General features: G+C 27.6%; 17 protein-coding genes. 13 read left to right on the top strand and 4 right to left on the bottom strand.

Going from position 1 to position 15,076, the window contains the following annotated elements; translation table 11 throughout:
• Positions 1–58: 58 nt before the first annotated feature.
• Positions 59–1,720 carry a LytS/YhcK type 5TM receptor domain-containing protein gene (locus tag ACRC8M_RS02285; protein WP_438527657.1) on the bottom strand — a complete coding sequence of 554 codons (1,662 nt, stop codon included), beginning with the start codon at positions 1,718–1,720 and terminating at the stop codon, positions 59–61.
• A 108-nt stretch (positions 1,721–1,828) separates the two neighbouring features.
• Here ACRC8M_RS02285 and ACRC8M_RS02280 point away from each other — a divergent pair, with 108 nt between their 5' ends.
• The 3 genes from ACRC8M_RS02280 (at position 1,829) to ACRC8M_RS02270 (ending at position 4,012) form a co-directional block, all read left to right on the top strand.
• Positions 1,829–2,227: an acyl-CoA thioesterase gene (locus ACRC8M_RS02280; RefSeq protein ID WP_438527656.1), complete on the top strand. Its 399-nt coding sequence runs from the start codon at positions 1,829–1,831 to the stop codon at positions 2,225–2,227.
• 24 nt (positions 2,228–2,251) lie between these two features.
• Complete coding sequence (locus ACRC8M_RS02275) at positions 2,252–3,592, top strand: deoxyribodipyrimidine photo-lyase (RefSeq protein WP_438527655.1); 1,341 nt, start codon at positions 2,252–2,254, stop codon at positions 3,590–3,592.
• 66 nt (positions 3,593–3,658) lie between these two features.
• On the top strand, positions 3,659–4,012 hold the full coding sequence (locus ACRC8M_RS02270; protein ID WP_438527654.1) for a hypothetical protein: 354 nt from the start codon (positions 3,659–3,661) through the stop codon (positions 4,010–4,012).
• Positions 4,013–4,041: 29 nt separating this feature from the next.
• Here the strand turns inward: ACRC8M_RS02270 and ACRC8M_RS02265 are convergent, their stop codons facing one another.
• Positions 4,042–4,407, bottom strand: a complete 366-nt coding sequence (locus ACRC8M_RS02265) for a C-GCAxxG-C-C family (seleno)protein (protein ID WP_438527653.1) — start codon at positions 4,405–4,407, stop codon at positions 4,042–4,044.
• Between the two features lie 145 nt (positions 4,408–4,552).
• On the opposite strand from ACRC8M_RS02265, the gene ACRC8M_RS02260 reads away from it, so the two are divergent.
• Positions 4,553–4,813: a hypothetical protein gene (locus tag ACRC8M_RS02260; protein ID WP_438527652.1), complete on the top strand. Its 261-nt coding sequence runs from the start codon at positions 4,553–4,555 to the stop codon at positions 4,811–4,813.
• A gap of 30 nt (positions 4,814–4,843) precedes the next feature.
• Here ACRC8M_RS02260 and ACRC8M_RS02255 read toward each other — a convergent pair whose 3' ends face one another.
• Positions 4,844–5,197 carry a hypothetical protein gene (locus tag ACRC8M_RS02255; RefSeq protein WP_438527651.1) on the bottom strand — a complete coding sequence of 118 codons (354 nt, stop codon included), beginning with the start codon at positions 5,195–5,197 and terminating at the stop codon, positions 4,844–4,846.
• Positions 5,198–5,316: 119 nt separating this feature from the next.
• Here ACRC8M_RS02255 and ACRC8M_RS02250 point away from each other — a divergent pair, with 119 nt between their 5' ends.
• The 6 genes from ACRC8M_RS02250 to ACRC8M_RS02225 all read left to right on the top strand — a co-directional run bounded on the left by ACRC8M_RS02250 (position 5,317) and on the right by ACRC8M_RS02225 (position 10,093).
• Entirely contained in the window at positions 5,317–6,123 is an 807-nt protein-coding gene (locus ACRC8M_RS02250) for a tRNA lysidine(34) synthetase (protein ID WP_438527650.1), read from the top strand.
• A gap of 1 nt (position 6,124) precedes the next feature.
• Entirely contained in the window at positions 6,125–7,069 is a 945-nt protein-coding gene (locus tag ACRC8M_RS02245; RefSeq protein WP_438527649.1) for a tRNA 2-thiocytidine biosynthesis TtcA family protein, read from the top strand.
• Between the two features lie 97 nt (positions 7,070–7,166).
• A complete protein-coding gene (locus ACRC8M_RS02240; RefSeq protein WP_023050074.1) occupies positions 7,167–7,388 on the top strand; it encodes a FeoA family protein in 222 nt (73 codons plus the stop codon).
• 93 nt (positions 7,389–7,481) lie between these two features.
• Positions 7,482–7,709, top strand: a complete 228-nt coding sequence (locus tag ACRC8M_RS02235) for a FeoA family protein (protein WP_023050073.1) — start codon at positions 7,482–7,484, stop codon at positions 7,707–7,709.
• A 10-nt stretch (positions 7,710–7,719) separates the two neighbouring features.
• A complete protein-coding gene (gene feoB / locus ACRC8M_RS02230) occupies positions 7,720–9,921 on the top strand; it encodes a ferrous iron transport protein B (protein WP_438527648.1) in 2,202 nt (733 codons plus the stop codon).
• Between the two features lie 22 nt (positions 9,922–9,943).
• A complete protein-coding gene (locus tag ACRC8M_RS02225; RefSeq protein ID WP_023050071.1) occupies positions 9,944–10,093 on the top strand; it encodes a hypothetical protein in 150 nt (49 codons plus the stop codon).
• 42 nt (positions 10,094–10,135) lie between these two features.
• On the opposite strand, the gene ACRC8M_RS02220 is transcribed toward ACRC8M_RS02225, so the two are convergent.
• Entirely contained in the window at positions 10,136–10,522 is a 387-nt protein-coding gene (locus ACRC8M_RS02220; RefSeq protein WP_438527647.1) for a PG0541 family transporter-associated protein, read from the bottom strand.
• 211 nt (positions 10,523–10,733) lie between these two features.
• On the opposite strand from ACRC8M_RS02220, the gene ACRC8M_RS02215 reads away from it, so the two are divergent.
• The 3 genes from ACRC8M_RS02215 to ACRC8M_RS02205 all read left to right on the top strand — a co-directional run bounded on the left by ACRC8M_RS02215 (position 10,734) and on the right by ACRC8M_RS02205 (position 15,027).
• The gene (locus tag ACRC8M_RS02215; RefSeq protein ID WP_438527646.1) at positions 10,734–12,320 is read left to right on the top strand and encodes a DEAD/DEAH box helicase; all 1,587 of its coding nucleotides are present in this window, start codon (positions 10,734–10,736) and stop codon (positions 12,318–12,320) included.
• A 75-nt stretch (positions 12,321–12,395) separates the two neighbouring features.
• Positions 12,396–13,352, top strand: a complete 957-nt coding sequence (gene mltG / locus ACRC8M_RS02210) for an endolytic transglycosylase MltG (protein ID WP_438527645.1) — start codon at positions 12,396–12,398, stop codon at positions 13,350–13,352.
• A 19-nt stretch (positions 13,353–13,371) separates the two neighbouring features.
• Positions 13,372–15,027, top strand: coding sequence for a DUF4080 domain-containing protein (locus ACRC8M_RS02205; RefSeq protein ID WP_438527644.1), 1,656 nt, complete (start codon positions 13,372–13,374; stop codon positions 15,025–15,027).
• The last annotated feature ends 49 nt before the right edge of the window (positions 15,028–15,076 follow it).

Here is a 15,076-nt window from a genome sequence, read left to right as displayed (position 1 = left end):
AATATTTTAACTCCTCTCTAGCAGGGAATTCATCTTCAATAATTACACAATTAAGCATCTATTCCTCCTGATTTATATAAAATGATATTTTAGTTCCTTTTTCAAGTTTTTCAATTAATAAACCTTTACCATATATAAGTTTTAAACGATTGTGAACATTTTTTAGACCAATATTTTTTTCAATTTTTTTATTAATATTATTAATAATATCTTGATCGATTCCAACTCCGTTATCTTCAATGGAAACTAAACATTTCAAATAAACTTTTTTTATAGAAATTTTAACTATTCCACTTTCTCTTTGTTTTAAAATACCATGTTTAATACTATTTTCAACAAGAGGTTGAATTGTTAAACTGGGAATTTTTATTGTATCTAAATCTTCATCAAAATCATAAATAATTTCAAATCGATTATGAAAACGTGCCTTTTCAATATTGATATAAGCTTTAACTTGTTCTAATTCCTTTTTTATTGGAACTAAATTAACAGAATTTTCAAGATTGTATCTTAAATAAGTTGATAAATCTATTATTATTTCCCTTGCCCTAGTTGGATTAAATCTTACAAAAGACGCGGTAGTGTTTAAAGCATTGAATAAAAAATGTGGATTTATCTGATTTTGAAGAGCTTTTAATTCAGCATCTCTAGCCATAGTTTTTAAATTTTCCATTTTACTAATTTCTAATTGAGTTGAAATTAATTGGGATAGACCAATAGCTAAATATTTTTTTCGTGCTGTAATATTTTCTTCATTTTTAAAATAAATTTTTAAAGTTCCAGAAACTTTTTCATCTTGAAAAAGAGGAGCGATTATACAAGACTTGATACCTTCTTCAGAATAGGAAAAATCATTAAATTCACTATTTCTATCAAAAATTAAAATCTCACCAGAACTTAAAACTTTTTTTGTGCCTTCACTTTGAATCTCTCTATCTTTAAGACAAAGATTGTTATTTTTAGAAGCATTAGCAATAATAACTTCTTTATCAGTTATAACTACAATCTCAGCTTTCAAGGACTCTAAAAGAATTTTACAAATACTATCTAGAGATTCTCCTTTTTTAAAGAAGGGTAAAGTTTTATTAGCAATCTCAAGAGCTAGTTTAGCTTGTGTTCCAGCTTCTCTTTCCTTCTCCTCTAAAATCTCTTCAGTAATTATAATGATAACAGCGACTCCAATTCCATTTATAAAAATCATAGGAAGATATAAATTTTTTACAATATCCATAGCAAGAGTTTTATCTTCTGCAAAAAGAAGTATAAAAAGCATGCTTAAGTTTTCTACAAAAACACCAGCAAAAAATCCCAAAAGAGATCTATTGCTAGAGTTTGCTTTTTTATACAAATAGCTTGTTATAAACCCACCAAGTATTGTAGCTATAGCACATGGAATAGCCGTTAGTCTACTAACACCAACAGAAGCTCTATGGATACCAGCAACAATACCAGAGATTATAGCAACTTCAGGACCAGCGAGCATTCCACCAACGACAACACCAATATTTCTTGTATTGGCAATAGCACCTTTGTAATCGACACCGATATAAGTTCCTAAGATAGCTAGACTAGAAAAAGTAAGCGATAGTAGAAGCATATCTTTTTTTGTATATTTTTCTCTACTAAAAATACTACGAGCACTTTTAAATCGAGAGAAGAAGAAAGCGATAGCTATTATATACCCGAGGGTATTGAAAAGTTTATGAGCTAATTCAAACATTAAAACACCTCAAAATTATGATATTAATTATAGCATATAAAAAAGAAAATTAACAAATGGGAGAAAATAATTGTTATAATAGATAAAAAATATTAAAGGAGGAGCATCATGTTTTCGGTTAATTATAAAGTTACAATATCAGATATAAATTATGGGGGACATATGGGTAATGAAAGAGCATTGCTGTTATTTCAACAATCTAGAATAGAACTTTTTAAAAGTTTAGGAGTAACTGAAATAAATGTTGGAGATAATGTCGGTACAATTCAAAAAGATGCACATGTTTATTATAAAGGTGAGGTACATTTAGGAGATGAGCTAACAATAATAATAAAAAGTATAGATATAAAAAAAACATCATTAAATTTTATATACAGCGTAGAAAAAAGAGCGGGAGGAGTTGTATTAGAGGGGAGTACAATCATTGTAGCTTTTGATTATGGAAAGAAAAAGGTAGCAAGATTCTCTCAAGAGTTTTTAAATGAGTTGGAAAAAATCTTTTTATAATATAAATATTATGAGGTGGAGCGTATGAATTTATTTAAAGATTCAAGAATAAAGTGTTTAAAAAATAATGAAAAGGTAGATGGAAAATATATAATATATTGGATGCAAGAAAGTCAAAGAACGAGATATAATTTTGCTTTAAATGAAGCAATATATCTATCTCGAAAAAATAAAATACCTCTTTATGTTGTATTTAATTATTTAAATAGTTATCCAGAAGCATCTAAAAGACATTATGATTTCATGTTACAAGGTTTAAAAGATGTAAAGGAATCTCTTAGTCAAAAAGGTATCAAGTTTATTTTATTAGAAGGAGATCCTCTGGAAAATATAGTTAAAGTTTGTAAAAAAGCGAAAGTTGTTATTTGGGATAAAAGTTATTTGAAAAATCAAAGGGATGTAAAAGAGAAATTACTAAAATATATAGATAGTGCAATTTTAGAGGTTGAAAGTAATGTTGTTATTCCTGTGGAGTTAATCAGTACTAAAGAGGAGTATAGTGCAAAAACCTTAAGAGATAAATATAAAAAAATAGAAAATTTTAATGAAGAAAATTTTAATGAAGAAAAATATTTTTTTATAGAAAATTCAAATAATGTTCTAGAGGGGTTAGATTGTTCTGATAAGTATATACCAAAGATAAAAAAAACTTTAGATGGAGATTTTTTAGGTGGAGAGAATGAAGCCATAAAGCTTTTAGAAAATTTTATAAAAAATGATTTAAAATTTTATTTAAATAAAGGACCTGACAATGAAAGGAGTTCAAGATTGTCCCCCTATTTACATTTTGGACAGATATCTCCTGTAGAGATTAAGCATGCCATTGATGGGTTAAGTGATGAATTAATTAATGAAAAAAATAGTTTCCTAGAAGAAGTTATAGTAAGAAGAGAATTAGCAATTAATTTTGTCTACTATAATAAAAATTATGATAATTGGATAGGGATAACATATGAGTGGGCTTATAGAACACTGGAAAAACATGTCGCTGATAAAAGGGAATATATTTATAGCGAAAAAGAGTTGGAAGAGTTTAAAACGCACGATAAATACTGGAATGCTTGTCAAAAGCAGATGCTTGAAACAGGGTACATGGACAGTTATATGAGAATGTATTGGTGCAAAAAAATATTGGAGTGGAGTCAGACTCCACAAAAAGCATATGAAATAGCAATAAAATTTAATAATAAATATTTTTATGATGGAAGAGACCCTAACTCTTATGCAGGAGTTGCTTGGTGTTTTGGAAAGCATGATCGGGCGTGGAAAGAAAGAGCGATATTTGGTAAAGTTAGATATATGAATAGTGATGGATTGAAAAGAAAATTTAATATAGAAAAATATGTAGAAAAATATTTAAAATAAAAAGGAAAAGCAATCTCTTTGAACAACAATAGTATATAACACTTTAAATTTTAAGGAGGAGTTAAAATGAAAAAAATAAAGTTGATTTCATTATTAGCATTAAGTGTATTTATATTAGCATGTTCGGGTGAAAAAGAGGAAGCAAAACCAGCAACACCAACAACAACAGAATCAACATCAGTTCCAGGAGATAAAGTTCCCACTGATGAAAATGCACAAAAAATGACAGAAAAACCATCTACAGAGAGTGTAGTTCAAGAAACTGTAACAGAGAATGCTGAAAACGCAACTAAATCAGCAGTTGAAACTGTTGAAAAAACAACTGATAAAATTGGGGAAGAATTAGATAAGGCAGGAGATAAAGTAAAAGATAAGATAGATGAAGGTGTAGATGCAATAAAAGAAAAAGTTGCCAACTAAAAAATTAAAGGAGTAGATATTCTACTCCTTTAATTTTTACTTAAAATTTCTTCTAACTTTTCATAAGTGAAACTAACAATTTCGCTACAATTAACATTTGATTTTTTTAAATCTACACAAAGTTCAGAATCGAACTTATTTTTAATCTCTTTTAATAAATCATTAGTTAAAGATTTAGCTTTATTCTCTTCTTGATAAGTTTCTCTACCTTTAAGATAACCAATAACAAGAACAGCTGCATTAATAGCACCACAAAGACTACCGATAGTTACTCCAGTTCCCATACCACTACCTAAAGCAACGGGAATTTCAGTCTTGTTATTTTTATTAAATGAATCAATAATCGATTCAGCACAATTTAATTGTCCTTTGACATAAGTTACTTTTTTGTTCATAAAAACGCTCCTTTAAAATAGAATACTTAGTTGATTATATTATTCAAAAGTACTGGTGTCAATGATTAGTATAAATAAAATCAATTTGAAAAAAAGTTATTAAAGGAGTAAAGTATTATAAATTCATATCATAAAGGGGGAAGTTATGGTATTAAGAAAATATAGATTGGTTACGGTTTCAATTTTTAGAATTTTTACAGAAATTTTATATGAAATTTTAAAAAAATTCTCAGTTATTTACTATTTATTATTTGTTTTTGGGTTACTATTTTCAATAAAAAATAACAATGTAACTAAAGAGGTTGTTGTAGTTTCAACATTTTTTTTAATTTTTACATGGGGATACTGCAAGTTTTACAATAAATTGCATAATTTTTTATATCGAGTAGAGCTAGAATTAACTTAAGGAGAACTTTAAAGTTCTCCTTTTAAATTTTTAATATGTATAAGTAAAAGCTTTTTCAGTTAAAACTTTAACCTTAGAGTAATCAATATCTTCGTCTTTAGATGAACATCCCCCAGAAGAGCAACCTCCAGAAGAGCAACCACCTTTAGACGAACATCCTCCAGAAGAACATCCACCACAAGAGCTTTCTTCCTCTCCTTTTTCATAATCAGGATTTCTCTTAAGAAAATCTTCATAACTTTCTAAATATCCTTGGTTTGTTAGGGAGATGTATATCTCTTCAAGCTCAGTAGAGTTAATACCTAAATTTTTCATAATGGCACCATCACTGTAAACCATTCCACTTTTTAAAAATTCTAAAACATTTTTTTCTATATCATTCATAAATTTAATCACCTCATTTGTTCGAATAACACATTTTAGCACAAAAAAAAAGAATTGTTAATTTTTTTGCGAGCATGGTATAATGGAGTAAAAGTCTATACTATATTGTTGGAGGATTAATGGAAGAAAAAGTTTTTGAAACAAAAAGAGAAATGGTAGAATACTCAATAAGAAGTACTTATAGAAAGAAAATATGGTCAAAATTTACAAAGGCGATAAAAGACTTTGATTTAATACAAGATGGAGATAAAATAGCTGTAGGAGTATCAGGTGGAAAGGATAGTTTATTATTATCAAAATTATTCCAAGAATTAAAAAAAGATAAAAGTAAAAACTTTGAAGTAGCTTTTATATCGATGAACCCAGGATTTGGATCTATGGATTTAGAGCAGTTTAAAATTAATTTAGAAGAGCTTGGAATACCGTGTGAAATATTTGATGCAAATGTTTGGGAAGTAGCTTTTGAATCATCTCCTGATAGCCCTTGTTTTTTATGTGCAAAAATGAGAAGAGGAGTTCTTTATAGTAAAGTAGAAGAGTTGGGATATAATAAATTAGCTTTAGGGCATCACTTTGATGATTTAGTAGAAACTACCTTAATAAATATGTTTTATGCAGGGACTACTAAAACAATGATTCCTAAAGTGAAATCAACAAGTGGGAGATTAGAGTTGATAAGACCATTAATTTATATAAAAGAAAATGATATTATAAATTTCACGAAAAAAAATGAAATTATGGCAATGGCTTGTGGATGCCCAATTGAGTCTGGAAAAGTTGATTCAAAGAGAAAAGAGATCAAAAATTTATTATCTACTTTAGAAAAAACAAATCCACAAATAAAGCAAAGTATATTTAACTCTATGAAAAATATAAACTTAGATTATGTATTAGGATATGTATCAGAAGGAAAAAAAGGAGAATAGCATGTTAAAAATAGATAATATAAAAGAGTTAAATGGTTATATATTTCAATCTTTTACTTTTGAAGTTCAGGAAAATATAGTTTTAATTAATAATTTAAAAGATGAAATAAAAATAGAGATAACTTATGCTGAAAATAAGATAGTAAAATTAATTGATAAAATTTACAAACAAACAGGATTAAAAATATCTTTAAATAAATTAGATGATAGAGAAATTTTATCATTTATTCAAGATAAAGGATTTGAAAAAACACTATGGAGTCCAATAGGAAGAGCGATGCATGATTACAATATGATTGAAGAGGGCGATAGAATTGCTATTGGAATATCAGGAGGAAAAGATAGCTTAACAGTTTTAAATGCTTTAATAAGAATAAAAAAAATATCAGGAATAAAATTTGAATTATTTCCAATTCATATTCATCCAGTTGAAGAGGGTGGAAAATATGGTGATATAAAAGATTATTGTTCTAAATTAGGGGTAGAATTACAAGTGATAGAAACATCGATAGGTGAAAGTATTCTGACTAATGAAGATTTAAAAAATCCATGTTTTATGTGTGCGAGAGTAAGAAGAGGACTTTTGTATAAAGAGATGAAAAAGCAAAATATAAATAAGTTAGTGTTAGGACACCATAAGGATGACATAATAGAAACGTTTTTATTAAATGTTTTATATCAAGGAAATATGGGAGTTATGAAGCCAGCTTATCACTCAGAAGAGTATGGGTTGAAGGTAATTAGACCATTAGCATATGTTGAAGAGAAAGAAACAATTAGATATGCAAAGAAATTAGGACTGCCAATTTTACATAATGATTGTCCATATGAAACAAGTGATAATTCAAAACGTTTAAAAGTAAAAAAGATGATAGAGGAGTTATCTAAAGATAGCCCAAATGTAAGAAGTGTAATGCTAAATAGTATAAAAGATCTATTTGTTTAAAGAAAACTTTGATTATTAAAGTTTTATCCTTGACAAATGTTATTTAGTGGAATATAATTCATGTATAAATAACAAATAATACTAGGAGGTTTATTCTATGACGCCATTAGTTTTTGCAGAACAAAATAAAGAGTTTGTTATAAAAGAGATAAAGGGAAGAGATAAAGATAAGAATAGACTAACAGAAAAAGGATTTTGTATAGGCAATAAAATATGCTTACTAAGAGATGATCAAAGTAACTATATAGTAAAAATAAATGACACTAAATATGTTTTAAATTTTGGATTAGCAAATAAGATAATAATTGACAATGAATAATATTAAATCACAGTTATCTACTGTGATTTAAATTTTCCAAATATATTTTGAGTTTCAAAATATATTTATAACTAATAAGTTGGGAGGCTTGGAATGAAATTAACAGAGTTAAAAAGAGGAGAATCAGCTAAAATCGTCAAAATTGGGAAAATTGGCGAATTAAAAAAAAGGTTAGTTGATATGGGTGTAACAGCTGGAGAGATAATAAAACTTGAAAGAAATGCTCCTTTAGGAGACCCGCAAGAGTTTATTGTAAAATCAACAAATATCGCTATAAGAAAACAAGATGCACAAAATATTGAAATAGAGATAGATGGATAGGAGATTAAAGATGATAAAAATAGCATTTACAGGAAATCCAAATGTAGGAAAATCAGCATTAATAAATGCAATAGCTGGTTCAAATTTAAAAGTAGGAAATTGGGCTGGTGTAACAGTTGAGAAAAAAGAGGCTGAGTTTGAGTATAAAGGTGAAAAAATTCAATGTATTGATTTGCCAGGAGTTTATAGTTTAAGTCCATATACTTTAGAAGAAACTATAACTAGAGACTTCATAATTAATGAAAAACCAGACGTTATAATTAATATAGTTGACTCTACAAACTTAGAGAGAAACTTATATTTAACAATGTTATTAAAAGAATTAGAAAAACCGATGATTATGGCTTTAAATTTTTATGATGAATTTGAAAAGTTAAATTATAAATTAGATGTTAAAAAATTTGTAGATATGATTGAGATGGATGTGATAATGACATCTGCAACAAAAAGAACAGGGGTTCAAGAGTTGCTTGATAAAGCGTTAGTTATAGCAAAAGAATCTAAAGAAAATAAAAAATATACATTGTTATTTGATAAATGTTTAGAGGAAGCTATTGGAGAAGTTAAATGTAAAATAAATTGTGATGAAAAGTTACAAAAAGCTTCTGAAAAATTTGGAATGGACTTTTTAGCAATAAAATTATTAGAGCAAGATAAGCATTTATTAGAAATTTTAAAAACAGAGTATAAATATGAAGAGGATAGTAGTATATTAAAAATTACAAAACAGCTTGAAGATGATCACGATGAGGATATTGAAACTATATTTGCAGAAGGAAGATATGGAACAGTTAAAGGAATATTAGCTAAAACATTTACAACTTCAATAAAATCTAGATTAGATTTTACAGATAAGGTTGATAGAGTTCTATTAAATAAATATTTAGGGTTACCAATATTTTTCTTAATAATAGTAGGATTAATGGGAACTGTATTTAATGGATCAGCTCCTTTAATCGATTGGGTTGATGGATTTGTAAATGATTATATAGGTAAATATGTAAGTATGTTAATAGATGAAAATACTCCTAATTGGTTAGCATCATTAGTTATGGATGGAATTTTAGGAGGGGTAGGAGGAGTAGTTGTGTTTGTTCCTCTTATGTTATATTTATATTTCTTCTTAGCAATATTAGAAGAAAGTGGTTATATGTCTAGAGTTGCTTTTTTAATGGATAAAATAATGACAAAATTAGGATTAAATGGTAAAGCCTTTGTTCCTATGGTATTAGGATTTGGATGTACAGTTCCAGCAATTTATGCTACAAGAACTTTAGAGGACGAATCATCAAGAAGACTGACAGCAGCGATGGCACCATTTATGTCATGTGGTGCTAGACTTCCAGTATATGGATTATTTACAGCAGCATTCTTTGGTGCTAAAGCTGGAATGGTTGTAATGTCATTATATGTGTTAGGGATTGTTGTGGCTATTTTAACGGGATTAGCTTTAAAGAATTTTGAAATGTTCAAAGCTGAAGGTAAAGCATTACTTATAGAATTACCTCCATACAGAGTGCCAAGTTTAAGAGTTATTGTAAAATCAACATTGACTAGAACTGGATCATATTTAAAAAAGGCTACAACAATTATAATGGGGATGCTAATGATTTTATGGGCATTAACATATTTTCCAAATAATGGAGATACTGCAAACTCTTATATGGCTAAATTTGGAAAAACGTTCCAAGGAGTTCTAAAGCCAACAGGATTTGCGGATAGATGGGAAACAGTTGCAGCAATACCACCTAGTTTAGCAGCAAAAGAGATAGTAGTAGGATTTATGGCACAAGTATTAGTAGGAGATAAGGATGCTCAAGAGATTGAAGATGAGGTAAATCATGAAACGACATTTATAGAGGATACTGTTGATCAATTAGCAGGGCTAGGAGTGGCTATTAAAGATTCGATACTTGGTGTTGTTAGTTTAGATATTAAGGGGCTGTTTAGTGTTCCTGATGAATCTGAGATTGAAGAGGAAGGAAGCGGTGTTGTAGCAGCTACAAAAATGTTGTGGACAGATGAGTTAGCTCCTTTAAGAGCATATTCATTTATGGTATTTATTTTATTAGTAGTTCCTTGTGTTGTAACATTAGGAGCTATAAAACAAGAGTTTGGATATAAGTTTACAGGATTTATAATAGGGATGTTATTAGTAGTACCATACATCGTGTCAACACTTGTATTCCAAATTGGAAAGTTGTTTTTTTAACTTTTCTATAGAGGAGGCAAATATGAAAACTTTAGTTTTAATAGGGATAGTTGCAATAATTGGAGGAATAGCCTTAAAAAGTTTATATAAAATGTTAAAAGGTGAAAGTGGATGTAGCTGTTCAAAAGGCAAAAATGGGAATTGTAGTTTAAAAGATAAATGTAAACATTAATTTTAAATAAAAAGGAGTAATTCAATGAATTACTCCTTTTTATTATTCATCATCTTTTAACCAATGAACTTTTTCATTTGAATCATCGGGTTCAATATCAACGCTCATCATATTATAAATAAAATCATCTAGTGGACAAACTAAAACAGCCATAACTACATTATCAGGAAGTCCCATTCTAAAGCTTTTTAATTTTTTTAAAAGTAACTCTACTTTGAAACCAGATACGATAAGGTGAAAAACAGCTTCAGATCCAGGCCAAACATGGTTATTTAAGTGTCTAATTCCATGTTCCCAGCTACCTTCTAGTTTAGATTGAATAGTATAGTAATGAAAACCAATTGAATGTAAAAATGTCTGTAGATTATTTTTTTGAGAATCATTAATATATATAACTACTCTTTTTGTATTTTTTCTATCAATAACCATAAAAGACCGCCTCCTATAAAATATGATTAATACTTTATTACTATATTTTTTTTAAAAAATCAATATGTTAATATGGTAAAAATTCTTACAGAATAAGAACATGTAAAAAAACAACTCATAACTAATAAATAAAAATTTAAAAAAAGTACACATTTTTATAAATCTATGTTATAATCTAATGAATGAATATAAATAATTTAAGGAAGTGAATATGGAAAAAATATTAACATTTAGAGATTTAGGTTTAACTGAAAAAACTTTAAAGCCTCTAGAAAAAAAAGGTTTTGAACAGCCAAGTCCAATACAGGCTTTAACTATACCAGCATTATTAAATGGAGAAAAGGACATAATTGGTCAAGCACAAACAGGAACAGGAAAAACTGCAGCGTTCTCTTTACCAATTCTTGAAAAAATAGAGAAAAGTACAGGACATGTACAAGCTATAATATTAGCACCAACAAGAGAGTTAGCGGTTCAAGTAGCAGAAGAGATGAACTCACTAGCACACGGAAGAAAATTAAAAATAATTCCAGTTTATGGTGGACAATCATTAGAGCAACAAAAAAGACAACTTAACAAGGGTGTTGATATTGTTGTAGGTACTCCTGGAAGAGTAATGGATTTAATGAACAGACAGGTTTTAAAATTAAATAACATTGATTATTTCATATTAGACGAAGCAGATGAGATGTTAAATATGGGATTTGTTGAGGATATCGAGCATATTTTAACTCAAACTAATGATGATAAAAGAATGTTATTCTTCTCAGCAACTATGCCAACAGAAATTTTAAAAATAGCAAAATCACATATGAGAGAGCATGAAGTATTAGCAGTTAAGAAAAAAGAGTTAACAACAAACTTAACAGAGCAAATTTACTTTGAAGTAAAAGAGAAAGATAAATTTGAAGCTTTATGTAGAATAATTGATATTGAGTTAGATTTTTATGGAATTGTATTCTGTAGAACTAAAAATGATGTAAATGAACTTGTAGGAAAATTACAAGATAGAGGATATGATGTTGAAGGATTACACGGAGATATCAGTCAAAATCATAGAGAGGTTACTTTAAGAAGATTTAAAAATAAAAACTTAAATATTCTTATTGCAACAGACGTAGCAGCAAGAGGAATAGATGTAAATGATTTAACTCACGTTATAAACTATGCAATTCCTCAAGAAGCAGAAAGCTATGTACATAGAATTGGAAGAACAGGAAGAGCTGGAAAGCAAGGTACTGCAATAACATTTATAACTCCATCTGAGTATAGAAAGTTACTTCAGATTCAAAGAATAACAAAAACAGAGATTAAAAAAGAGCAAGTTCCTGGAGTAAAAGATGTAATCTTAGCTAAGAAAACAAGATTGTTTGATAGCGTAAAGAACATTATAGCAAATGGAGATGCAGAATCTTATTATGATATGGCAAAAGAGTTATTAACTCAAGAGACAACTCCAATTGAAATTATAGCAGGTATATTAAAGAACTTCTATGATGAAGAGTTAGAGGAAACAAACTACTCTGATATAGAAAGTGTTTCGCTTGATAAAACAGGAAAAACAAGATTATTTATAGCTCTTGGTAAAAAAGATAAAATGACTCCTAGAAAATTAGTTGATTTAATATCTAAAAAGACTAAAGTTCACGAATCAAAATTAAAAGGTGTAGAAGTATATGAGAACTTCTCATTTGTTTCTGTTCCATTTGTTGAGGCTGAAACTATAGTTGATATCTTCCAACAAGATAGAAAAGGAAAGAAGCCTTTAATTGAAAAAGCAAAACAATCAAGAAAGTAATTGAATAAAAATAAAAAAGCTGTAACTAGGGAAACCAAAGTACAGCTTTTTTCAACATAAAAATGGGAGAGTATTATGAAAAAGAAAATCTTAATATTGTTATTTTTAATATTGACAATACCAGTGGCTCTTTTTAAATTTTATTCAATAAAAATAGAGGAGAAAAGAGATTATAATATTCAAGTTAATTTGAAACAGGGTACAAGTTTAACTAGTGTTTTCAATAAATTAGGTATTGATAAATCGATGATTTTTAAAATATTTTTAAAATATGAAAAAAATTCAGGTAAAAATATAAAGGCTGGATTCTATGAATTTAATGGAAAATACTCATATAAAGATATACTTCAGATGATGGAAGATGGTAGAGTAAAGTACACTATACTAACAATACCAGAGGGATATTCAATAAAAGAGATAGGAAGATTACTTCAAGATAGAGGTATTGGAACAGAAGAAGGGTTAAAAAAAGCGTTGGAAAATATAAAAGACTTTCCATATTTAACGCCTAATGGAGATTATGAAGGATATTTATATCCAGAAACTTATTATCTTTCAGTAGATACAAATGAAAATGAGATAGTAAAAGCAATGACAGGAGAGTTTTTAAAAAAGTTTCCTCCAGAAAAATATCCTGATAAAAAAAAGTTTTATGAGCAATTAATCATGGCATCAATTATCGAAAGGGAAGCACAGTTAAAAGATGAAAAGCCTCTAATGTCATCAGTTTTTTATAATCGTTTAAAAAAAGGGATGAAATTAGGTTCAGATGCAACGGTAAATTATGTATATGATTACAGTAAAAGAAGGATGTATTATAAAGATTTAAAGATAGATTCTCCATACAATACGTATCTGTATAAAGGGTTACCACCAGGGCCAATATCTAATCCAGATTATAATTCTGTTATGGCAGCAATAAATCCAGCTAAAACAGATTATCTATTTTTTGTAGTAACTAGTAGTGGGAAGCACACATTTACAAAAACATATAAAGAACATTTAGAAGTTCAAAAAAAAACTAATAAGTAGTTAGGAGAGAAGTGTAAACATGGAGAAAGTAATTTTAGTTGGAATAAATAGTCAATTTATTCATACAAATTTAGCAATTAGATATTTAAAAAATTATATAGAAAAATATAGTGATTTAAATATAGAATTATATGAGAGTAATATAAACAATCAAATTCAAAGTATAATAACAGATCTTTTTAGATTGAAAGGAGATCACTATATTTTTTCAACATATATTTGGAATAAAGAATATGTTTTTAATATCATAAAAGAGTTGAAAAAAATAATGCCCAATATAACAATAACTCTTGGGGGACCTGAAGTTAGTTATAATGCAAAAGAATCATTAGAAAAAAATAAAGCTATTGATTTTGTCTTAGTAGGTGAGGGAGAAAAAGTACTTTTAAATTTTTTAACTAACGAAAATAAAAATCAAAGAGGGGTAGCATTTCTAAACGATGATGAGTTTATATATTTAGGAGATGAATTTCCAATCGAAGATTTAGATACAATACCATTTCCATATAGTGATGTTGAGTTAAAAGAAAATATAAAAATATTATATTATGAATCAAGTAGAGGATGTCCTTTTAGTTGTTCTTATTGTTTATCATCAATAGATAAAGGAGTGAGATATTTATCTTTAGAAAGAGTAAAAAGTGACTTGAAAAGATTTTTAGATTCTGGAGTAGAATTAGTAAAATTTGTAGATAGAACTTATAATTTAAGAAAAGAGAGATATTTAGGAATTTGGGAATATTTATTGGAAAATTATAAAGAAGGGGTAACATTTCATTTTGAAATAAATGCTAATATTTTTGATGATGAGATTATTACTTTTTTAAAGAAAGTTCCTGAAGGCTACTTTCAATTTGAGGTGGGAGTTCAAAGTATTAATAAAGAAACAATGGATAGCATAAATAGAAGAAACCTACTAGAAAGATTAAGAAATAATATTAAAGCAGTATCTAAAAATATTCATTTACATGTGGATTTAATAGCAGGCTTACCATATGATACATATGATACATTTAAAGATTCATTTGATTATGTATATGATTTAGATGCTGAAATGATTCAGCTTGGTTTCTTGAAAATTTTAAGTGGAACAAAAATAGCAGGAGAAATAGAGAGATATGACTATAAATATATAGAGTTTCCTCCATATGAAGTACTATCTAATTGTTTTATAAAGTATGAAGAGTTAGTAAAATTAAAAAATGTGGAAAAAATGCTAGATTATTATTATAATTCTGAGAAATTTAAATATTCGGTAAAGTTTATAATAGAAAATTATTATGAAAGACCATTTGACTTTTTTGAAGATATTTCAAATTATTATGATAAACAAAATCTATTGGGATTAGGACATAAGGTTGTATCTATTTTTAATAATTTAGTTAAATTTTTTGAAGAGAAAAATTTTCAAGGAAAAAATATTTTTATAGAGTATTTAAAATTAGATTATTTACTTTTAGGAAAGCCAGGGGTATATCCTGAATGGTTTATTTCTAATAAAGATAAAGAAAAATATAATAATATAATAATTGAAAAAGATTTTATATCTTCGAGAGAGGGATATAAAAAGACTGAGTTTGAAAAATTTAATTATGATGTATTAAATAACAAAGTTGGAGAGATTGAAATATTTTTTAACTATACAAAGAAAAAAACAATTTTAGAAACTTTTTAGTTAAAAATAAGAGGTAAAAAGAGTTTTAAAAAGAAGCTCTATATGGTAT

It is taken from the genome of Cetobacterium sp. (assembly GCF_051653945.1).
In the GTDB taxonomy this organism is placed as follows: Bacteria; Fusobacteriota; Fusobacteriia; order Fusobacteriales; family Fusobacteriaceae; genus Cetobacterium_A.
The sequence above is the reverse complement of the archived record's forward strand: the minus strand, read 5'-3'. Positions and strand labels throughout refer to the sequence as shown.